Annotated in this window: 16 protein-coding genes; 10 read left to right on the plus strand and 6 right to left on the minus strand. The window is 71.2% G+C overall.

The genetic code is table 11. The annotated features are described in order from the left end of the window. The first annotated feature begins 80 nt into the window (after positions 1–80). Entirely contained in the window at positions 81–1,508 is a 1,428-nt protein-coding gene (locus OG510_RS14240; RefSeq protein WP_406137130.1) for an SWIM zinc finger family protein, read from the plus strand. A 153-nt stretch (positions 1,509–1,661) separates the two neighbouring features. Continuing rightward, positions 1,662–3,299 (plus strand): DUF5691 domain-containing protein, encoded by a 1,638-nt coding sequence (locus OG510_RS14245; protein WP_406137132.1) that lies wholly within the window; start codon positions 1,662–1,664, stop codon positions 3,297–3,299. 337 nt (positions 3,300–3,636) lie between these two features. Here the strand turns inward: OG510_RS14245 and OG510_RS14250 are convergent, their stop codons facing one another. Next, positions 3,637–4,050 (minus strand): cobalamin B12-binding domain-containing protein, encoded by a 414-nt coding sequence (locus OG510_RS14250; RefSeq protein ID WP_328319185.1) that lies wholly within the window; start codon positions 4,048–4,050, stop codon positions 3,637–3,639. A gap of 351 nt (positions 4,051–4,401) precedes the next feature. Here OG510_RS14250 and OG510_RS14255 point away from each other — a divergent pair, with 351 nt between their 5' ends. Both OG510_RS14255 and OG510_RS14260 read left to right on the plus strand, forming a co-directional pair. Beyond that, positions 4,402–5,385 carry an esterase/lipase family protein gene (locus OG510_RS14255; protein ID WP_406137134.1) on the plus strand — a complete coding sequence of 328 codons (984 nt, stop codon included), beginning with the start codon at positions 4,402–4,404 and terminating at the stop codon, positions 5,383–5,385. A 266-nt stretch (positions 5,386–5,651) separates the two neighbouring features. After that, positions 5,652–7,124, plus strand: a complete 1,473-nt coding sequence (locus tag OG510_RS14260; protein ID WP_406137136.1) for a M23 family metallopeptidase — start codon at positions 5,652–5,654, stop codon at positions 7,122–7,124. A gap of 135 nt (positions 7,125–7,259) precedes the next feature. Here the strand turns inward: OG510_RS14260 and pcrA are convergent, their stop codons facing one another. Continuing rightward, on the minus strand, positions 7,260–9,782 hold the full coding sequence (pcrA, locus tag OG510_RS14265) for a DNA helicase PcrA (RefSeq protein ID WP_406137138.1): 2,523 nt from the start codon (positions 9,780–9,782) through the stop codon (positions 7,260–7,262). 539 nt (positions 9,783–10,321) lie between these two features. On the opposite strand from pcrA, the gene OG510_RS14270 reads away from it, so the two are divergent. Together OG510_RS14270 and OG510_RS14275 are read left to right on the plus strand one after the other, a co-directional pair. Further along, entirely contained in the window at positions 10,322–11,491 is a 1,170-nt protein-coding gene (locus OG510_RS14270; protein ID WP_406137140.1) for an NlpC/P60 family protein, read from the plus strand. A gap of 507 nt (positions 11,492–11,998) precedes the next feature. After that, complete coding sequence (locus tag OG510_RS14275; RefSeq protein WP_406137142.1) at positions 11,999–13,504, plus strand: UDP-N-acetylmuramoyl-L-alanyl-D-glutamate--2,6-diaminopimelate ligase; 1,506 nt, start codon at positions 11,999–12,001, stop codon at positions 13,502–13,504. Between the two features lie 34 nt (positions 13,505–13,538). Here the strand turns inward: OG510_RS14275 and OG510_RS14280 are convergent, their stop codons facing one another. Further along, positions 13,539–13,892, minus strand: coding sequence for a hypothetical protein (locus OG510_RS14280; RefSeq protein WP_164265003.1), 354 nt, complete (start codon positions 13,890–13,892; stop codon positions 13,539–13,541). A 287-nt stretch (positions 13,893–14,179) separates the two neighbouring features. Here OG510_RS14280 and OG510_RS14285 point away from each other — a divergent pair, with 287 nt between their 5' ends. Then, positions 14,180–15,277, plus strand: coding sequence for an NlpC/P60 family protein (locus tag OG510_RS14285; RefSeq protein WP_406142394.1), 1,098 nt, complete (start codon positions 14,180–14,182; stop codon positions 15,275–15,277). Here the strand turns inward: OG510_RS14285 and OG510_RS14290 are convergent. Beyond that, positions 15,232–16,407: an alpha/beta hydrolase gene (locus OG510_RS14290; protein ID WP_406137145.1), complete on the minus strand. Its 1,176-nt coding sequence runs from the start codon at positions 16,405–16,407 to the stop codon at positions 15,232–15,234. The genes OG510_RS14285 and OG510_RS14290 overlap by 46 nt on opposite strands. A 398-nt stretch (positions 16,408–16,805) precedes the next feature. Here OG510_RS14290 and OG510_RS14295 point away from each other — a divergent pair, with 398 nt between their 5' ends. Both OG510_RS14295 and OG510_RS14300 read left to right on the plus strand, forming a co-directional pair. After that, a complete protein-coding gene (locus OG510_RS14295) occupies positions 16,806–17,699 on the plus strand; it encodes an SPFH domain-containing protein (protein WP_406142395.1) in 894 nt (297 codons plus the stop codon). Beyond that, entirely contained in the window at positions 17,696–17,962 is a 267-nt protein-coding gene (locus OG510_RS14300) for a hypothetical protein (protein WP_406137147.1), read from the plus strand. The genes OG510_RS14295 and OG510_RS14300 overlap by 4 nt, the downstream gene beginning before the upstream one ends. A gap of 87 nt (positions 17,963–18,049) precedes the next feature. Here OG510_RS14300 and OG510_RS14305 read toward each other — a convergent pair whose 3' ends face one another. After that, positions 18,050–18,838, minus strand: a complete 789-nt coding sequence (locus tag OG510_RS14305; protein ID WP_406137149.1) for a LuxR C-terminal-related transcriptional regulator — start codon at positions 18,836–18,838, stop codon at positions 18,050–18,052. Then, complete coding sequence (locus tag OG510_RS14310) at positions 18,835–20,121, minus strand: PspC domain-containing protein (RefSeq protein ID WP_406137151.1); 1,287 nt, start codon at positions 20,119–20,121, stop codon at positions 18,835–18,837. The genes OG510_RS14305 and OG510_RS14310 overlap by 4 nt, the downstream gene beginning before the upstream one ends. Positions 20,122–20,251: 130 nt before the next feature. On the opposite strand from OG510_RS14310, the gene OG510_RS14315 reads away from it, so the two are divergent. Continuing rightward, positions 20,252–21,583, plus strand: a complete 1,332-nt coding sequence (locus OG510_RS14315) for a PspC domain-containing protein (protein WP_406137153.1) — start codon at positions 20,252–20,254, stop codon at positions 21,581–21,583. Positions 21,584–21,719 lie beyond the last annotated feature (136 nt).

A 21,719-nucleotide genomic window follows, 5' to 3' on the forward strand; every position in this document is an offset into this window, starting at 1 on the left:
ACCGTGCACCATGGCACTGACAATCGACCGTTTCCGCAGCTCAGAGCCCATTGTCAGTGGCGGCACGTACCTTCGGAGCCATGAATCAGCAGGGGGTTCGGCAGGTGGTTGGGCAGGGGTTCGGGCAGGGGGCGCGCTGGTCGGCCGACCAGGTGCTGGCACTGGCTCCTGACGCCGCGTCACGCAAGGCGGGGAGCAGGCTCGGCGGCTCGTCCGGGTCGTGGTCGGAAGCGGGGTGGGCGGACGGCTCGGGGGCCGTGTGGGGGCTGTGCAGCGGAAGCGGCAGCACGCCGTACCGGACGGTCGTGGACACATCGGGGGTGGCCTACAAGTGCAGTTGCCCCAGCCGGAAGTTTCCGTGCAAGCACGCACTGGGGCTGCTGTTGCTCTGGGCGGCTGCGGACGGCGCCGTGAAGGAAACAGCGGCTCCGCCGGAGTGGGCGGCCCAGTGGCTCGAAACCCGCAGGGCGGCCCGGCCAAAGGGCAGTTCAGCGGACGGTCCTGCTCCGGTGCCCGGGAAACCGGCGGATCCGGAGGCGGCCGGCCGCCGGGCGGCGCGCCGGGCCGAGCGGGTCAGCGCGGGCGCCACCGAGCTGGAACAGCGCCTCGACGACCTGCTGCGGAGCGGTCTGGCCGGAGCCGAGCAGTCGGGATACGCGCTCTGGGAGGAGACCGCAGCCCGCATGGTCGACGCCCAGGCTCCCGGACTGGCCGCCCGTGTGAGGGAGTTGGGCGCCATACCGTCGTCAGGCCAGGGCTGGCCGGTGCGGCTGCTCGAGGAGTGCGCGATGCTGCATCTGCTGGACAGGGCCTGGCTCGGACGTGAACTGCTGCCGGAGGCACTGGCCACGACAGTGCGTACTCGCGTCGGGCTGCCCGTATCAGCCGAAGGTCCACCGGTCCGGGACCAGTGGCTGGTCCTCTCCCAGCAGGACTCGACCGACGGGAAGCTCACCACCCGCCGCATCTGGCTGTACGGCAGCCGGTCGGGGCGTACGGCTCAGCTGCTGGACTTCGGTGCGGCGGGCAGAGCACCGGGAACGGCACTGCCTGTGGGCCTGACGCTGGATGCGGATCTGGTGCCGTATCCAGGGACCGGTCAGCTGCGTGCCGCGCTGGGCGAGCGTTTCGGCCCTCCGAAACGGGCAGCCGGGCCGCCCGAGGGGATATCGACCGGCGCCGCCCTCAGGGCGTACGGGGTGGCCCTGCGCGACGATCCCTGGCTGGGTTCCTGGCCGGCGACCCTCTCGTCCGTCATACCGGTGCCCGGGGCCGATGGAGTCGGCGGCAGCCGCAGCGGCACCGCCGACGGCTGGCAACTGGCCGACGCCGAGGGTGGGTCAGCGCTGCCCATCGCCCCGGGCTCTTCGGCCAGGACCGGGCTGTGGAAGCTCACCGCGCTCTCCGGTGGCGGACCGGTCACCGTGTTCGGTGAGTGCGGCCACCGAGGCTTCACACCGCTCACGGCCTGGGCCCCGGGGACAGCCGAAGCCGTACCGCTGACCTGACGAGGCCCGACCGCCACCGGGGAGGCACGGGGTAGCACAGAGGAAGCGAAGGGCAGCCCCATCGCCCCCATTCATGTCCGCGTTCACCTACGCGGTTCACGTAGGCGTACGTATTCACACCCGTGCTCGCGCTCGTACCCATGGAGGGAACCGATGACCAGTACCCACACCACCACCGCCTGGGAAGAACTCGTCACCTCGGCTCTGCTCGGTACCGACCGCAGGCCGGTACCGCCTGGGGAGTGTTCGTTGCTGGACGCGGCCGCACTGCACACCGTGCGGCGAAGAGCAGGGCTGCTTCCCGCTGCCGCAGCCGTGCCGCCCTCCCCCGCCCCGGACGACCCCCGGCCCGAGCCTCCGGAGCCGGCTAGGCGGAGACTGGCCCAGCTGCTGGCGGACCGGGCCGGGCCGCCGGGCTCGGGGGGACGGCGCGGCGCCGCACCGGACCTCACCGAGTTGCTGCCCCAGTGGCTCGCGGCGGCGCTGCGGCATGGTTACCGCGCACCGGCCGCGCAGCTGGACGCCCTGCTCGACGCCGCGCGGGCGCGTACGGATCTGCGTCCGCAGGCCCTCGCCTTCGCCGGGGCGCGCGGGTTGTGGCTCGCCCGGCTCAACCCTGACTGGAAGTTCGCGCTGCGCAGCACGTCAAGCGGCGCGGTCCTGCCCGCGTCCGCGGACACGGCCGCCGTCCAACGCCTCTGGGAAGAAGGGCTGTTCGCCGAGCGTGTGGCGCTCCTCACCACCGTACGGCTGGACGCGCCGGCCGCCGGGATCGACCTGCTCGCCACGACCTGGTCCACGGAGCGGGCCGAGGACCGTCTGATGTTCCTCGACTCGTTGCGCACCGGGCTCACGGACGACGACGAGCCCTTCCTGGAAGGCGCCCTGGCCGACCGCAGCCGCAACGTCCGGTCCACCGCGGCCGAACTGCTCTCCGCGCTGCCCGCTTCCGCACTGGCCGGGCGGATGGCCGAACGCGCGATGACCTGCGTCAGTCTGGACCTGTCCGGGGAGCAGGCCCGGATATCGGTCGAAGCGCCGCACGAGTGCGATGCGGCGATGCAGCGCGACGGGGTATCCGCAGTCCCGCCGACGGGACGGGGTGAGCGGTCCTGGTGGCTGGGCCAGCTGGTGGAGGCGGCTCCGCTCGGGGTCTGGGCCGCCAGGCTGGGCGGCCGCTCGCCCGGCCGGATCGTCGCGTTGCCGGTGGCGGACGGCTGGGAGGAGGAACTGCACGCCGCGTGGTGCAGGGCGGCGGTGCGGCAGCGGGACACCGAGTGGTCACGTGCGCTGCTGTCGGGTCCCGGTACCGCGTCGCTCGCGGAGCGGGCCAAGCTGCTCGCCGCGTTGCCGGACGGTGAACGGGCCTGCTGGGTGGCCGAGTTCATCGCCGGGCATGGGCTGTCGGAGGCGTTTCAGCTGCTTGCCGTCTGCGATGTGCCCTGGGCGGAGCCGCTGGGCCGGGCCGTGGTGGACGCCCTGGAGATCGCGCGGGATGCGGGCAGCTACCCGTGGAGCTTCAGCGGTGTCATGGGACTGGCCGAACGGTGCCTGGACCCCGCGGAAGCACCGCGACTTGAGATCCTCACCGCGATACCGGACGAAACGGAGGGAGCATCACCGGGGGCAGGCAGCTACTGGTCGGAGGCGTTCCAGCGACTGGGGTCGACACTGCGACTGCGGGCCGCCATGGCCGCGGAGCTGGCGGGAGAAGGCGGGGATTCGCGGGGATTGACGGGGACTGGCGGGGGGCTGACGAGGGGGAATGACGGGGCGATTGAAGGCGGGTGACCTGGGCGCGGGATGACCGGCGGGAACCAGCGGGGGGGGGACGCGGACACCGGCCGGAGCGGCGGAACTGCTCGCGTGGTGCCGAGTGCCTCTTCACAGCAGGTGGGGCGCGGTACCAGGGCCAGGGTCACCCAGCCCCATGCGATGCCGGACCCAGCCTTAGCGGGCGGCAGGCCCGTCCCGGCGCAGTCAGGCCCAGCCTCGGTTCAACACCAGGCCCAGACCCAGCCTCGGTTCAGCACCAGGCCCAGACCCAGCCTCGGTTCAGCACCAGGCCCAGGCTCGCCCAGCCCAGCCCAGCCCAGCCCAGCCCAGCCCAGCCCAGCGAATTGTGTCGTCAGGCGCCTGCGGGCTGGCGTACGTTCGCGTTGACCCAGTCCACGATGGACGTCGTCGTGGCGCCCGGTGTGAAGATCTCCGCGACACCCAGCTGCTTCAGGGGTGCGATGTCCGCTTCCGGGATGATCCCGCCGCCGAACACCTTGATGTCTTCCGCGTCCCGCTCCTTCAACAGCTCGAGCACCTTCGCGAAGAGCGTGTTGTGGGCGCCCGACAGGATGGACAGACCGATGGCGTCGGCATCCTCCTGAATGGCGGTGCCCACGATCTGCTCGGGCGTCTGGTGGAGGCCGGTGTAGATGACCTCCATACCGGCATCCCGCAGCGCACGCGCGATGACCTTCGCCCCGCGATCGTGTCCGTCGAGCCCCGGCTTGGCGACCACTACGCGGATCGGACCGACCACACCCATCACTGCCTCCATGCACGATGCGAACGAACGTGAACGAACGTTATCGACAGCATCCCGCAAGCTGCCGTTTCGCGGTGGTCAGGGAGGGGGAAATCACACCTGGGACACATTCACTACGCGTCACTCCCCGCGCCGGGCCGGGCCTCCGGCCGCATCCCCGGTGTCGGACGTACCGGGGTGGCGCTCGACGGGAGCCGCAGGCGAGAGCGCCGTATCACCCGTACCATCGGGTACACGGTGGATGACACGGAAGCTGACATGTCGGTGGTGTCAGCCAGGAACTCTTCCGTGGCACCCATGAGTGCGCGTGGGGACAAGGTGGTCCCCATACGCCGTTCGGGAGGTCGCCCCATGAAGGTGCTGCCGGATTTCCTCTCCCCCCAATGGCTGCTGCACCAGCTCCAGCTGTCCTCCGTGCCACTGCGCGCCACGGCCCTCGACCTCGCGGTTCTGGCCGGGCATATGCTCCTCTACCCGTCCGGGATCACGGACGAGCGCCGGATCGACGTGCCGCTGAGCGCACCGCCCGGCGGCCCCACCGGCACACGGAGCGCCCGCGGACGCACCCCAGGACCCGCAGGGCCGCCTGCCGGTGAAACCCTCGGCAGCCCGCTGCGCGGCCCGCGCGGGGGCGCCCTCCGGCAGCCCCGCGCCGGAGAGGCCGCAGTCGGGCAGCTCCCCCCTTCCAACCAGGGACATCGCCCCGTCGTACTGCTCCACGGCTTCGTGGACAACCGCTCCGTGTTCGTCCTGCTGCGCCGCTCCCTGCTGCGGCACGGCTGGCAGCACCCGGAGTCGCTCAACTACTCGCTGCTGACCTGCGACATCCGGGCCGCGGCCGAGCTGCTGGGAGACCACATCGACGAGATCTGCGCCCGCACGGGGCACAAGGACGTCGACATCGTCGGGCACAGCCTGGGCGGCCTGATCGCCCGGTACTACGTACAGCGACTGGGCGGTGACAGAAAGGTGCACACGCTCGTCACGCTCGGCACGCCGCACGAGGGGACCCAGATCGCTCAATTGATGAGCGCCCATCCACTCGTACGGCAGATGCTGCCCCACTCGGATGTGATCGAGGAATTGCGCGAGCCCGCAGCCGGTTGCCGCACCCGGTTCGTGAGTTTCTGGAGCGAACTCGACCGTCTGATGATCCCGGTCGAGGCCGGGTGTATCGACCACCCCGACCTGATCACGACGAATGTCAGGGTCAGCGGCATCGGCCATCTCGCCCTGCCGGTGCATCCGGCCGTGGCCGCCGCCATCAGGCAGGCCCTCGACTCACCCGGTGACGCGGCCGCCGGCCCCCGGGAAAGCGTCATCTCGGTCGCCTGAACAGGGGCCGGAAAACGCCGTGGAGAACGAGCGAAAGAAAGGGGTACGAACGGTCGAAAGGCATTGATACGTCGAACGCTTCCCGAACGCCGGGCCAAGGCTGTGCACATAGCCCCTCGAAAGACGGCCGAATGCCCGTTTCCCACGCGTCCGATACCTGCCGAAGATTGTCGCCGCCATGTACCGCCGGGTACAGTCGCGCCACTGCTTCCACCGGGGGTGCCCCCGAACGCAGGGCCCCTGCTGCCGAGGCGAGAGAGACGTTGGTGAACGACCAGCAAACCCACGCCGGGTACGTCGGAGACGACGGTTACTCCGCCGGCAGCCCCACCGGTTCTTTCGCCGTCGATCCGCTCTTCGGCGATATGCCGGGTGAATACCCGACCGCAGGGCACGATCCCTACCGGGCCGGTCACAGCGGTGAGTACGACACCACGCAGTGGGACACGGGTGCGCGGGAGACTCTCGGATACGACGCGTTGTACCAGCAGCCGTATACGCAGCCCCAGTCGCAGAGTTACGGGCATCCGACGCACGCCTTCGCCGGTCAGGACACGGGCGGGTACGACACGACGGGCCAGTGGGACACCGGCGCGTACACCACCAGCGCCACCAGCACCTACGGAACCGGTACCTACGGAACGGCCGCCCACGGCGCTGATTCGTACGACACAGGCACCGGCACCGGCACCTACGACACGGGCGCCCACGACGCCACCGCCTGGAACTCCGTCGGCGCGACGGCCCCGCACGCGACGCAGCAGTTCGCCGCCGTCGGTCTCCCGGACGCCGTCGGGCCCGAACAGACCGCCGAATTCGCGGCGTTCGCCGGCCACGACGGGCCGTCCGGGTTCAGCGATCCCGAACTCCCGGACAGCTCCCTCCACCCGGCGGACCCCCCGGCGGACGACGACTCACCACCCGCTTCCCACCCGGCAGCACCTCTCTCGTCCCGCCTTCCCTCTCCCCCCGGCGCCCGCCGCGCACCAGGTGGCAGGGGTGGCCGTCGCCGTACGCCTGCCAAGCGTTCCGCGCTGCTGACCATCGCGGTCCCCTCCGCCTGTGTGATGGGGGTCGCCGGAGTCGCCGCCGCGACCGTCGGCGGGATCGGGGAGAGCGGCAAGGACAGCGGCACCGGTACGCAGGCCGCCGCCGACCCGTCGTCCGTCAAACCGGTGGCCGCCAACAGCAAACTGGACAGCCAGCTCGCCGATCTCAGCCACGAGGCCGATGACTTCGCCGACCGCGCCAGCCGTACGCAGGAGCGCATCGATCTGAAGCAGCGGCAGGCCACGGCGAAGAAGAAGGCCGAGGAGGAAGCCGCGCGCAAGGAAGCGGCCCGGCCGAAGTTCGTCCTGCCGGTGAAACAGAAGGGGCTCAGCGCCTACTTCGGCCAGGCCGGGGTCAACTGGATGTCCGTGCACACCGGTATCGACTTCCCCGTCTCCTACGGGACTCCCGTCATGGCCGCGACCGACGGCACCGTCCGTACCCAGTGGAACAGCGCCTACGGCAACATGGCCATGGTCACATCACCCGACGGCACCGAGACCTGGTACTGCCACCTCAGCAGCACCAAGATCCGCTCGGGCTCCGTCAAGGCGGGCGAGGTCATCGCGTACTCGGGGAACTCCGGGAACTCGACCGGGCCGCACATGCACTTCGAGGTACGGCCCCACAGCGGCGCGGCGATCGATCCGCTGCCGTGGCTCCGCAGCCACGGCCTCGACCCGACGTAACCCACGCCAGTAACCCCCGCCCGGAACCCAAGCCCGTAGCCGCCCCGGCCCCTTCGAAAACCCGGCTCTTCGGGAACCCGGCTCTCCGAGAACCCCGCGCCCCCGGGCCACCGCCCCGCCGGGCGAGGGCGCGGCCTACAGCTTCTCGACCGGCGCGTAGCGCAGCAGCAGCTTCTTCGGGCGCTCGTCGCCGAAGTCCACCGTGACCTGGGCGTCCGCGCCCGACCCGGTCACCTGCATCACCGTGCCCAGGCCGAACTGGTCGTGCGTCACCCGGTCCCCCACGTTCAGCGTGATCACCGGCTTGTCGCCGGCCCGCCGCGTCGCGAAGCCCGAAGAGCCGCCGGATCCTCCGCGCGCACGCGACGAGGACAGCGAGGACGACAGCGACGAGGTGATCCCCGACGTCGGTCCCGCCGGGGCCGACATCGCACCCAGCCGCTTCCACTCCAGATGCTGCGCCGGGATCTCCTCGAGGAAGCGCGAGGCCGGGTTGTACGACGGCTGGCCCCACGCGCTGCGCAGGGTCGAGCGCGTCAGATACAGCCGCTCGCGGGCGCGCGTGATCCCCACGTACGCCAGCCGCCGCTCCTCCTCCAGCTCCTTGACCTGCCCCAGCGCGCGCATGTGCGGGAAGACGCCGTCCTCCATGCCGGTCAGGAACACCACGGGGAATTCGAGCCCCTTGGCCGTGTGGAGCGTCATCAGCGTGATGACTCCGGAGCCGTCCTCGTCCTCGTCGGGGATCTGGTCCGAGTCGGCGACCAGGGCGACCTTCTCCAGGAATTCGGCGAGCGTGCCCGCGCCCTCCTCGTCGCCGCGCTCCTGCTCGAACTCCAGCGCGACAGCGGCCAGTTCCTGGAGGTTCTCGATGCGGGTCTCGTCCTGCGGGTCGGTGGACGCCTGCAACTCGGCCAGATAGCCGGTCCGTTCGAAGACCGCCTCCAGCACCACGGCGGGCCCCGCACCCGACTCGACGATCGTACGGAGCTCCTCCATCAGGACGTTGAACCGCTTCACGGCGTTGGCCGAGCGGGCCGCCATGCCGTACGCCTCGTCGACCCGGCGCAGTGCCTGCGGGAAGCTGACCTTCTCGCGCTGCGCGAGTGCGTCGATCATGGCCTCCGCGCGGTCGCCGATACCGCGCTTGGGCACATTGAGGATGCGGCGGAGCGGGACGGTGTCCTCGGGGTTGGCCAGGACGCGCAGATAGGCCAGCACATCGCGGACCTCCTTGCGCTCGTAGAACCGCACCCCGCCGACGACCTTGTACGGAAGGCCGACCCGGATGAAGATCTCCTCGAAGACACGGGACTGCGCGTTCGTCCGGTAGAAGACGGCGACGTCGCCGGCCTTCGCGTCTCCCGCGTCGGTCAGCCGGTCGATCTCGTCGGCGACGAACTGCGCTTCGTCGTGCTCGGTGTCGGCGACATAGCCGATGATCTTCGCGCCCTCGCCGGCCTCGGTCCAGAGGTTCTTGGCGCGGCGGTTCTCGTTGCGCTCGATCACCGCGTTGGCGGCGGAGAGGATCGTCTGGGTGGAGCGGTAGTTCTGCTCCAGGAGGATCGTGGTCGCGTCCGGGTAGTCCTCCTCGAACTGGAGGATGTTGCGGATCGTGGCCCCGCGGAACGCGTAGATGGACTGGTCCGCGTCACCCACGACGCACAGCTCGCCCGGCGCCCTGCCCTCGCCGGACGGGCCGACCAGTTCGCGTACCAGCGTGTACTGGGCGTGGTTGGTGTCCTGGTACTCGTCGACCAGGACGTGCCGGAAGCGCATCCGGTAGTGCTCGGCGACGTCCGGGAACGCCTGGAGCAGATGGACCGTCGTCATGATGATGTCGTCGAAGTCCAGCGCGTTGGCCTCGCGCAGCCGCGCCTGGTAGAGCGCGTACGCCTCGGCGAGGGTCTTCTCGAAACCTCCCCCGGACTCCGTCTGGGAGGTGCCCCCAGCCGCCTGCCCCGCGAAGGTCTCCTCGTCGATCAGTTCGTTCTTCAGGTTCGAGATCTTGGCGCTGAAGGACTTCGGCGGGAACTTCTTCGGGTCCAGGTCCAGATCGCGGCAGACGAGCGCCATCAGCCGCTTCGAGTCGGCGGCGTCATAGATCGAGAACGACGAGGTGAAGCCGAGCTTCTTCGACTCGCGGCGCAGGATCCGTACGCACGCGCTGTGGAAGGTCATGACCCACATGGCCTGCGCGCGCGGGCCGACCAGCTCCTCGACGCGCTCCTTCATCTCGCCCGCGGCCTTGTTGGTGAAGGTGATCGCGAGGATCTGGCCGGGGTGCACCCCGCGTGAGCCGAGCAGATGCCCGATCCGGTGGGTCAGCACCCGGGTCTTGCCGGACCCGGCGCCCGCCACGATGAGCAGCGGCGAACCGGCGTGCACGACGGCGGCGCGCTGCTCGGCGTTCAGCCCTTCGAGCAGGGCGGCGGGGTCCACGGCGGGGCGCGGAGCGCCGTCGCGGTAGTACGCGTCACGCCGGGGCGCCGCCCCTTCCCCTGCGGGCCACGCACCGGCGAACAGGTCGTGCGGAACCTCCTCCGGAGGGTGGTCCCCTCCGGCGTGGCCACCGGCGGGGTCCTCGGCGGGCGGCGGGGGCTCTTCCTCCGGGGGCTGGAGGTTCGCCAGGAAGCTGTCGTCAAAGAGGCTGCTCATCGTCTACCGAGTCTAGGCCGAGCCAGTGACAGTCAGGGGCCGCACTCAGGACCGGACGCCGACCTGACGCCGGGCCGTGCGCCGGACCGTGCGCCGGCCTGACGCCGGACCGGACCGCTGACCACCCGGATGACCACCCGGATCGCCGCCGGCCCGGCCGTCCCGTCGCTAGGTCACGAAAATGTATCGGGCATATCGAACATCAGCCTTCCCACCTGTCACAGGAGTTGGCTATCTTGCTCGCTCAGGACCGCACGTGCCCCTCCCGGCGAACCGCGCCGGAGCGAGCGGTCCGCGCCGAGTCCGTTCTGCCGTACCGCGTGCGCCGCGATGTGTGACGTACGACGCACGGCAGGTGGAGCCGGGGACCCACCAAGCACCACCGGGGTGAATCGGTCCGCACCACGCACGACCCAGCATTACCGAGGACCGTAGGGCGACCTTCCGGACGAGCCCGGACCCTCCCCCAGAGCCTGAACGGCCTGGGAGGTACCCCCACCGCCAACCCGGTAGGCGGTCCACGGAAGGAATTGCCTGTCTTGGCAACGCACCGCAAACCGCGTTCCCGCGTACGCAGTACCGCTCCCGCCCTGGGCATCACCACCGCGGCCCTCGCCTCGGTCTCCCTGTTCGCCCAGACCGCCGGCGCCGCACCGGCACCCGGCGCGAAGCCGGCGCCGAAGCCCGGCATAGAAGAGGTCCAGAAGAAGGTCGACGGGCTCTACCGCCAGGCCGGAACCGCGACCCAGCAGTACAACCAGGCCCAGGAGGCCACGACCGCGCAGCGCAAGACGGTCGACTCCCTCCTCGACCAGGTCGCCGAGCGCACCGCGAAGGTCAACGACTCCCGCCGCACCCTCGGCAACTACGCCGCCGCCCAGTACCGCGAAGGCACCCTCTCCACCACCGCCACCCTGCTGCTCGCCGACAACCCCCAGTCGTACTTCGACCAGGACCAGCTGATGAAGCGGCTGGGCGACCGCCAGGAGAAGGCCGTCGCCGACTACCAGGCCGAGCAGCGCTCGGCGGCCCGCAAGCGCGGCGAGGCGGCGCGCAGCCTGGAGAGTCTGACCGAGTCGCAGGCCGCGCTGAAGGCGAGCAAGCAGTCCGTCCAGTCGAAGCTCGCCGACGCGCGCCGGCTGCTGTCGAAGCTGACCACCGAGGAGAAGGCGCGGCTCGCGGCGCTGGAGAAGAAGAAGGAAGCCGAGGCCAGGCGCAAGGCGGAGAAGCTGGCGCAGGAGCAGGCAGCGGCGGCGAAGAAACGCAAGGCGTCGGAGCAGGCCAAGGGCGGCAGCTCGGGGACGGGCAGCAGCACGGGCAGCGGCAGCTCGGGTTCCGGCTCCGGCTCCGGTACGTCGTCGAGCAAGGCCGCCACGGCCCTCGCGTTCGCCCGCGCCCAGATCGGCAAGCCGTACGTCTGGGGCGCCACCGGTCCCAGCTCCTACGACTGCTCGGGGCTCACCCAGGCCGCCTGGAAGGCCGCGGGCGTCAACCTGCCGCGGACCACCTGGGACCAGGTGAAGACCGGCACCCGGGTCGCGACGAAGGATCTGCGCCCCGGTGATCTGGTGTTCTTCTACGACGACATCAGCCATGTCGGGATGTACATCGGCAACGGGATGATGATCCACGCCCCCAAGCCGGGCGCGTACGTGCGCGAGGAGTCGATCTACTACATGCCGATCTACGGCAGTGTTCGGCCCGGATAGCTGCAGGTCAGCGGGGGCGGAGTGGTTCAGGGCCGCTCCGTTCCCGCCGGGCCGGGCGCTGCGGGCGCGTACACTCTCCGTATGGGACATACACATGCGGTGACGGAGTGCCCGGTCCGGGCCCCGCGCGCGCCGGGTCCCGTCGCGCCCCGGGCGCGCTGCCGTGCGCTGCACGGCCACGGCTAGCAACTTTCGCCACGGGCCCGCGTGTCCGGCTCTCCCGCCTGCGCCTTCCGCCAGTCCTTCCCCCTCCCCTTCCCCCCTTCACTTCCCGTCACTTCCCGCCTGTCCCTTCCTGCCCGGCCATAGCGCCCGCCGGAAGCAGACCGACGGCACAGCCGCCGCGTCCCGGGCCTCTCCCGCCCCCGCGGCGGGCTCCCGCGCAACCCGTCTCTGCCGTACGCGCACTATCCCCGCACCACTCCCCGCGGCCCCGCGCCCCCGGGCGTACGCCGGTGTCGCTTCCCGCGACCGCCGGCGGGCCGGCCGCACCCTGAGAGGACCTCTGTGAAGTTGAGCGAGCTGCTGGCCGGGCACGACCACGACGTACTGCTGGGTGATCCGGGGACGAGGGTCACCGCGGGAGCGTGCTTCGACGCCCACCGCGTCTCGCCCGGTTCGCTCTTCATCGCGGTACCCGGGCACCGCGAGGGCGGCCCCGAGGCGATCGGTTCCGCACTGGCGCGGGGCGCTGTGGCGGTGCTGGTCGAGGAGCCGGCACCCGGGCTTCCCGGGCCCGGACTCCCCGCAGCGGTACGGCTGTCGGCGGACGGCGCGTGTGTCGTACGGGTGGCCGACACCCGTAAGGCCGCCGCGCTGATCACCTCGCGGTACTACGGGGACCCCGGCCGGGCGATGGACATGGTGGCCGTCACCGGCACCAACGGGAAGACGTCCGTCTCGTACATGGTGGAGTCCGTGCTGCGGATCGCCGAGGGCGCGAAGGTGGGTGTCATCGGGACGGGCGGGAACCGGATCGGGGACGAGCTGATCCCGATGCCGCACTCGGTGCTGACCACCCCGGAGTCACCGGACTTCCAGTATCTGCTGGGGCACATGCGCGATCACGGGGTGGGCACCGTGGTCCTGGAGGCCACCTCCATGGGCCTGCTGAACCACCGGGTCGACCATTCCTTCATCGACGTGGGCATCTTCACCAACCTCACCCAGGACCACCTGGACGACCACGGCACGATGGAGCACTACCGGGACGCCAAGCTCCGGCTCTTCGGAGGGCTCTGCCGGCGCGCGGTGGTGAACGCGGACGACCCGGTCGGCGCGCTGGTTCCGGCGCTGATGCCGGGTCTGGTCCGTACGTACGCCCTGGACGCCGAAGCGGACTACCGGGCGACCGATCTGGACATGGACGCCTTCGGCACCCGGTTCACGCTCCACCACGACGGGCGTAAGTATCCGGCGGCGATCCCGGTGCCCGGCAGGTTCTCGGTCGCCAACGCGCTGGCCACCGTGGCCGCGTGCCACGTACTGGGCCATGACCTGGGCGGTCTGGTGGCGGCGCTCGACCGGATGCCGCCGGTTCCCGGGCGGCTGGAGCGGTTCGAGGCTCCGCGGGGCACGTCCGTGATCGTGGACTACGCGCACTCGCCGGACTCCCTGGACAAGGTGCTCGCCGCCATCAGGGACTTCGCCGGTGCCCGTGTCATCACGGTCTTCGGCTGCGGCGGCGACCGTGACGTCACCAAGCGGGCCCGGATGGGCGAGATCGCCGGGTCGCACTCCGATCTGTGCGTGCTCACATCGGACAACCCCCGTGACGAGGACCCCGAGGCGATCATGGACCAGATCACTCCGGGGCTGACGGCCACCGGTGCCCCGTTCGAGCGGATCGCCGACCGGCGTGACGCGATCGCCTTCGCCCTGTCCGCCGCGGGGCCGGCGGACATCGTGCTGGTCGCGGGGAAGGGCAGCGAGCCGTACCAGATCGTCGGCGGCCGGCTGATCCCGTTCAGCGACATGGCGACGGTGCGCGAGCTGTCGGCCGCACAGGGGTAGCAAGCCTTGGGGGGGAGGACGATGCAGGGCCCGCTCAGGTCCAGAGCACCGCGATGAAGATGTTGACGATCGTCAGACCGCCGACCGCGCCGAAGAGGCCCTTCTCGATCCGCTCCTCGTCGCGCTTCACATAGACGAGGCCCAGGATCACCACCAGGACCGCCAGCTTGATCCCGATCTTGACGGTGTTGATGGTGTTCCCCTGGGCCTGGTTCAGGCCGACCAGCGCCACCCCGGTCACCAGCATCGTCAGCGCGCCGTGCAGCATCGCCGGGCCGAACCGGGCCTCGCCCGTGCGCATCGACTTCATCTGGGTCAGGAAACCGCCGAGCAGCGCGGCGATACCGATGATGTGCAGGCCGACGAAGGCATTGATGAGTACGTCCATGGGATTCGACCTTAGCCACCGCCTCCCGGGCCCCTCCCACCGGTGGTCCCCCACTGGTCCTCACCGTCCGCCCCCAGGACCGGTCCCATCCGGTCATCGGCGGCCGCATAAGGCAACACAGCGGCAAGATTCGACCACTATGTCCCATGAGGTCTCGTTCCCATAACCCCAGGTTTAGCGTTCTTGCCCAGGTGACCGGACTCCCCCACCGCCCCATGGCCGGGCGGCGGTCCGGCCCCACCGCCGAGAGATCCGGCAAGGACGTACGGAAGGACGTGACCGCCCCCGTGGCCGCTCACCGAAAGCCCAGGCAGCGCCCGCTCACCGGCCCCGCGGCCCGGACCGCCGCGACTCTCACCCTCGCGGGAGCCGCGTCCGCCACCGCCTTCCAGGGCGTCGGTCAGGCGGCACCACGCCTGACCCCCGCGCAGGTCAAGGCCCAGGTCGACAAGCTGTACCAGGAGGCGGAGACCGCCACCGAGAAGTACGACGGGGCGAAGGAGAAGACCGCGGCGTCGGAGAAGTCCCTGCGCTCGCTGCGCGACCAGGCCGCCCGCCGCACGGAGCAGCTCAACACGGCGCGCTCAGCGCTCGGTTCGACGGCATCGGCCCAGTACCGCGCCGGCGCCATCGACCCGTCGCTGCAGGTCTTCCTCTCCTCCGACCCGGCGCAGTACCTGGACCGGGCCGCCTATGTGGAGCGCGTGGGCGACCAGCAGGCCGCCGAGGTCACCGGGGTGCGGCGGCAGATCGGGCAGCTCGCCCAGCTGCACTCCGAGGCGGACTCCACCCTCAGCAGGCTGCGGACCCAGCAGGCCGGCCTGAAGAAGCAGAAGACCACCGTGCAGAGCAAGATCCGCGCGGCCGAGGCACTGCTCTCCCGGCTGTCGGCGTCCGAGCGCTCGCAGTACGAGTCGCAGGGCGGGTCCCGGTCCGGGGCGCAGTCCGGGTCCCTGGGCGCCGACAGGTCCGCAGCCGCGCAGGCCGCCGACCGGTCGGCCGTGCGCGGCCCGGTCGCCGCCCCCGGCTCACGGGCGGCGCGGGCGGTCGCCTTCGCCTACAGCGCGCTCGGCAAGCCGTACGTCTGGGGGGCCACCGGGCCCTCGTCCTTCGACTGTTCGGGGCTGACCCAGGCCGCGTACCGCTCGGCGGGGGTGTCGCTCCCGCGCACCACGTACACCCAGATCAACTCCGGGCAGCGGGTGAGCCGCTCCGAACTGGCCCCCGGCGACCTGGTGTTCTTCTACTCGGGCATCAGCCACGTCGGCATCTATGTGGGCAACGGCCGGATGATCCACGCCCCGCACCCCGGCGCACCCGTACGGCTCGCGCCGATCGGTCAGATGCCCTTCGCGGGCGCGACACGGCCGGTCGCGGGCACCTGACCGATCGGTGCGCCCGTACGGGCCCCCGGTGTGAACTGCGCGCTCAGCCAGGTGAAGACATCAGGCACCTGCTTGCGCCAGACCGCCAGGCTGTGCCCGCCCGTCACCGGGACGACCTCGACCGACGTGGGCCGCTTGGCCGCGGCGCGCAGGGCCAGGCCGTCCCGGTAACCGTCGTGGGGCGCACCGGAGATGAAGAGGGAGACGCGCGGCGGTTTCTTGGCGTGCCGCAGGATCCACAGCGGATTGTTCGTACGCCGCAGCGCCGGGTCCTTGGCGGTGATGGAGGCGCGCTCGGCCGCGGGGTCGTTGTACCCGGAGAGCCCGGCCGCCGCGTGGTAGCGGTCGGGGTGCGCCAGCGCCAGCTTCACGGCGCAGTGCGCCCCCGCCGAGTAACCGGCGACCGCCCAGCCGGCCGCCCCGCGCTTCGCCCGGAAGGTGTCGGTCACCATTCTCGGCACGTCGACACTCAGCCAGGTGTCCGCGTTGATCACCCCGCTCACATTGGCGCAGCCGGTGTCCTGGCTGCCCAGGAGCGAGGTGCGCGGCGACACCAGGATGAAGGGGGCGACCACACCGCGCTCCATCATCGGCGCCAGCTGCTTCTCCGCGCCGAGGCTGGAGAACCACGCCTTCGCCGTGCCGGGGAACCCGGAGAGCAGCTCGACCACCGGGAAGGAGTGGTGGCGGTAGGCGGGTTCGTTGTACTCGGGCGGCAGCCAGACGTACACCTCGCCGCGCACCCCCGACACCTGCCCGGTCATCACCGTGCGGCGCACTCCGTGCCCCATGCGCGGGTCGTTCACCGGCTTGAACACGGCCCGCTGGTGCGGTTCTGATGCCAGCTGCCGTCCGCCGAGGCCGTCGGCGCCGAGGTCGGGTGCGGCGACCACGTGGTTGCCGGTGCCGAGCAGGTCGGCCCAGTTGTCGTACAGGCCGTTGCTGTTGTTCACCGCGACGAAGACGACCAGCACCGCGGTCGCCTGCGCGAACAACACCATCACCAGCCGGGCCGCACCGCGTACGGCCGCGGGGCCGGCGACGCGCCCCCACAGCAGCAGGGGCAGCAGCACCGCGACGCCCATCATGGCGATCGCGGTGAGGAAGAACGGGGTTCCCGTCAGGCTCATCACGTGGGGAAAGATGCCCTATTGGGGTTGGAGGTTACCTGTTTTGCACCCTTTTTACGTGGTCACGTACGGCGATGACGCAACACGTACGGTATACGCCCGTTCCCTGCGCGGCGCTGGCCATCTCTGCCCGTACCTGCCCATACCCGTACACCCGTGACTCCGGGGTGTCGCAGTCCGCGGCACCGTGCTTAAATTAGATATCACTTTGATTATCCGTAGTCATCACGACTGGGTGAGGGGCCGACCGCCCCCGAGGCCGAAACCCAACGAGGGAGCACACCATGACTGGAACATCCGGACAGGACCCGACACCCGCTGGCCGGCCCACGCCCGACGGGACCACGCCGAGCAGGACCACGACCACCGCGGCCGGGCTGGAGGCGGACGCCCCCGACATGCCGGCCCCGCATGTGCACGAGACCCAGGCGCACGGCATCGCCGGCGGTGCGGCGCTGCTGCTGACCCTGCTCGGCGTGGTGGTGGGGCTCGGGCTTCTCATCGGCGGCGGCGTCACGGACAGCGGCGGCACACGGGCGGCCCTGATCGTGGTGGGCATCGTCGTCCTGCTCGGCTCGCTGTTCTGCATGACCGGCGTGAAGATGGTCGCCCCAGGCGAGGCCCGCGTCATCCAGCTGTTCGGGCGGTACGTGGGCACGCTCCGGCAGGACGGGCTGCGCTGGGTGAATCCGCTGACCAGTGCGCAGAAGATCTCCACCCGGGTGCGGAACAACGAGACCTCGGTCATGAAGGTCAACGACGCCTACGGCAACCCGATCGAGCTGGCGGCGGTCGTCGTGTGGAAGGTCGAGGACACCGCGCAGGCGCTGTTCGAGGTGGACGACTACCGCAAGTTCATCGCGACCCAGACCGAGTCGGCGGTCCGCCACATCGCCATCGAGTACCCCTACGACGCCCACGACGAGGACGCGCTGTCCCTGCGCGGCAACGCGGACGAGATCACCGAGAAGCTGTCGCTGGAGCTGACGGCCCGGGTCAGGGCCGCGGGGGTCCGGATCATCGAGTCCCGGTTCAGCCACCTCGCGTACGCGCCCGAGATCGCCTCCGCGATGCTCCAGCGCCAGCAGGCCGGGGCGGTCGTCGCGGCCCGTCAGCAGATCGTCGAGGGCGCGGTCGGTATGGTCGAGCAGGCCCTGGTCCGGATCAGCGAACAGGGCATCGTGGACCTGGACGAGGAGCGGAAGGCCACCATGGTCAGCAACTTGATGGTGGTGCTGTGCGGCGACCGTGCGGTCCAGCCGGTCCTGAACACCGGTTCCCTCTACCAGTGAGCGAGGAGAGCGCCGACGCCGCGGAACCCTCGGGTCCGGCGCCGCGGCGCGCCGCCAGGCCGCGCAAACAGGTGCTGCTGCGGCTGGACCCGTCGGTGCACGACGCCCTGGCACGCTGGGCGGCGGACGAACTCCGCAGCGCCAACGCCCAGATCGAGTTCCTGCTCCGCAAAGCCCTCTCCGACGCCGGCCGCCTGCCGCGCGACGCGGGCGCGCTCCCCCGCCGCGGCAGGCCACCGAACCCGGACCCGCCCCGCCCATGAGGGCCGGCGGCCGGCCCGCCGACTGCCGGCCGTCTGCCGCCTACGCCCCTGCCGGTCGGATCAGCCGGCGACGACCGCTGCCGCCGGTCAGATCAGCCGGCGCGCGGTCGCCCAGCGGGTCAGTTCGTGGCGGTTCGACAGCTGGAGCTTGCGCAGCACCGCCGAGACATGCGACTCGACCGTCTTCACCGAGATGAACAGCTGCTTGGCGATCTCCTTGTACGCGTATCCGCGCGCGATGAGACGCAGCACCTCCCGCTCGCGCTGCGTCAGCCGGTCCATGTCCTCGTCGACCGGCGGTGCGTCCGTGGACGCGAACGCGTCGAGGACGAACCCGGCGAGGCGCGGGGAGAAGACCGCGTCGCCGTCCTGGACCCGGAAGACCGAATCGACCAGGTCGGTCCCGGTGATCGTCTTGGTGACGTAGCCGCGGGCGCCGCCCCTGATGACACCGATCACGTCCTCCGCCGCGTCCGACACGGACAGGGCGAGGAAGCGGACCGGGTTCTCCGGGTCGGACATCAGCGCGGCGGAGCGGCGCAGCACTTCGACGCCGCCGCCGCCCGGCAGATGGACGTCGAGGAGGACGACCTCGGGGCGGGTCGCCTTGATGACGCTGACCGCCTGGTCGACATCGGCCGCCTCACCGACGACCTCGACACCTGTCGACTCGGTCCTGCCGATCTCCGCCTGCACCCCCGTGCGGAACATCCGGTGGTCGTCCACGAGAACGACCCGGACCCTGCGGGGCGCCGGGCCCCCGGCCGGGTGGGCCGTGCCGGTGGCGTCGGGGCTGCCGGTGACGTCGGGACTGCCGGTGGCGTCCGGGCTGTCCGCGCGGTCGGTGGTGTCGGTTCGGTCGGTGGGGTCGGTCATGCTCGCTCCATCTCCAGTTCCACTACGGTGCCGCCGTCGGGAGCGGAACGCAGGCTTGCCGTACCGCCGTTGCGCTGCATACGGCCGATGATCGATTCTCTTACGCCCATCCGGTCGCCGGGCACCGCGTCGAGATCGAAGCCGGGCCCCCGGTCGCGTACCGACACGAAGACGGTACGGCCCTCGACTTCCGCGTACACCTGTACGGCACCGCCCTCGCCACCGTACTTGGCCGCGTTGACCATGGCCTCGCGTGCCGCCTGCATCTGGGCCGACAGCTTCTCGTCCAGCGGGCAGTCCCCGACGACCACCACTTCCAGCGGCACCCCGTGCTTGTCCTCGACCTCGGCGGCGGACTGCTTGACGGCGTCGGCGAGGGTCTCGGGTTCGTCGTCCTTGTCCTTGCCCGTGCCCTCGGGGCGGTAGAGCCAGGCGCGCAGTTCCCGCTCCTGCGCACGGGCCAGCCTGCGGACCTCGCCCGGCTGCTCCGCGTTGCGCTGGATCAGGGTGAGCGTGTGCAGCACCGAGTCGTGGACGTGGGCCGCGACCTCCGCGCGCTCCTGGGCGCGGATCCGCATCAGCCGCTCCTGGGAGAGGTCCTGGGTCATCCGGATCAGCCACGGCCCGGCGAGCAGCGCGATCCCGGCGACCACGGCCAGTGCGGCGGTCAGGACATTGCCGAGCTGCGCCGACGAGCCGCGGATCACGATGAAGGCGGCGAGCCCGGCGCCGACCAGCACCACACCGGCCAGCGCGCGGCCCAGCGGAAGCAGCCTGCTGCTGCGGCCGACCTCGGCCCAGTGCGCACGGCGGGTGTTGTCCGCCTGGCGCCAGACGAGGACGACACCGGCGCCGATGAGCAGCACGGGCCAGATGTACGGGCTGGCGGCGCCCCCGATGTCCACGTTCCCGACGAAGGCCGCCACGCCGATGATCAGCGCGATGAGGGCGACGATCTGGCCCCGGTCGGGCTTGCGCAGCCGGCGGCGGCCGTCCTGGGACTCCTCGAACGCCGACGGCACACCGCGCTGCTCGACCCCGCCGGCGCCGAGCGGCACGACGAACCAGAACGCGGCGTACAGCAGCGCCCCCAGTCCCTCCAGAGCGAACAGCACGATGAACGCGGCCCGTACCCAGGAGACCGGCACGCCCAGATGTCCGGCGAGCCCGCGCGCGACGCCGCCCAGCATCCGCCCTTCGGCACTGCGGTACAGCTTGCGCGGCGCGGGCTCGTCCGGGGCTTCGGCTGCGGCACCCGCGGCGCGGGGCGGGGCGACTGGCATGGTTCGATCGTCACATGGACGGGCCACCGCGGGCATCAGGGAAAACCCCCTGGTTCGGGGGGACGAAATCAGGGATCGGCCAGGGTCGTCGCGGGCCCCGCCCGCGGGGAACGACCGTCACCATGGGGGTATGACGACCCCGCCGCCGACCACCCCGCCGCAGCAGCAGGACGAGCCGCGACCGCAGCTGCGGCGCCACCGGAGCAACAAGGTGGTCGCCGGGGTCTGCGGCGGGCTCGGCCGGCACTTCGACCTGGATCCGGTGATCTTCCGCGTCGTTCTCGGTGTGCTGGCGGCGACCGGCGGGGTCGGGCTGATCTTCTACGGTTTCGCCTGGCTGCTGATCCCGCTGGACGACGAGGACGAGAACGAGGCGCGCAGACTGCTGACCGGCCGGGTCGAGGGCGCGTCCATGGCCGCGGTGCTCTTCGCGCTGATCGGCTGCGGGCTGTTCCTGTCGATGCTGCACTACGTGACGGTGCTGGTCTTCGCGGCCCTGCTGTCGCTGGCCACCGCGGGCTCCGCGGTCTGGTCGGAGCGGCGCGGGCTCACCGCCCCGGAGGCACCCGAACCGGCCGCCGGGCAGCGGGCGCCGGGGCAGAAGCCGGCGGGCCAGCGGACGGCCGGGCAGAAGGTGCCGGACGCGCCACCGGAGACGAAGGCACCGCCGACGCCGGCCGGCCCGTCCTGGTGGCGGGACCCGATCATCAAGGACGGCACCACGGGACCGGTCGGTTCCGGCTATCTGTGGGGCCCTTCGGACATCGCACCGGGCCCGCCGCTGTCCCGCGGGTCGGCCGGATCGGCCAGGTCGGCCCCGGCCGCGAACCGGGGTCCGCGCGGTATCGGCGGCCGGCTGTTCCTGTTCGCGCTGGTCGCGGCCGCACTCGGCACCGGCGTCTCCCGGGACGGCTTTCCGGTCACCACGAGCATGCAGATCGGTCTTGCGTGCGCGCTCGGCGTCTTCGGCCTGGGCATGCTGCTCAGCTCGTTCGTCGGGCGTACGGGGTCCGGCACGCTCTTCCTCGTGGTGGTCACGACGGCGCTGCTGGCGGGCGTGAGCGCCCTGCCGAAGACCGTCACCACGCACTGGATGCGTACGAACTGGCGGCCCGCTTCGGTGTCGGCGGTGCACCCCGGGTACCAGGTGGGTTCGGGGGTCGGCACGCTGAACCTCGGCCGGCTGAGCGTCCCGCCGGGCACGTCCGTCCGTACGCGTGTGGAGGTCGGCGCGGGCCGGGCGGCGGTCGTCGTACCGAAGAATGTGACCGTGCGGCTCCATGCGGAGGTGGGGCTGGGCGACATCCAGTTGCCCGGTGAGAACCAGCAGGACATCGACATCTCCCCCGCCCGGGACAGGACGGTGACGCTGGCACCGCAGAGCGGCGGCAGGGCGGGAGGCACGGTCGACCTCCATCTGAAGGTCGGCATGGGACAGGCGGAGGTGACCCGTGCACGGTGACGGAGCAGGGACGGACGGGGCGGGGCCGGGGCCGAGGCCGGGGTCGCGGCCCGGTCGGCCGCGGCGGGAGTTCCGGCACGAGTTCCGGCCGGGGAAGGCCGTCGCGGGGCTGGTGCTGCTGGGCATCGCGGCCGTG

Origin of the sequence: Streptomyces sp. NBC_01089, from assembly GCF_045162975.1 — a bacterium.
Lineage (GTDB): Bacteria > Actinomycetota > Actinomycetes > Streptomycetales > Streptomycetaceae > Streptomyces.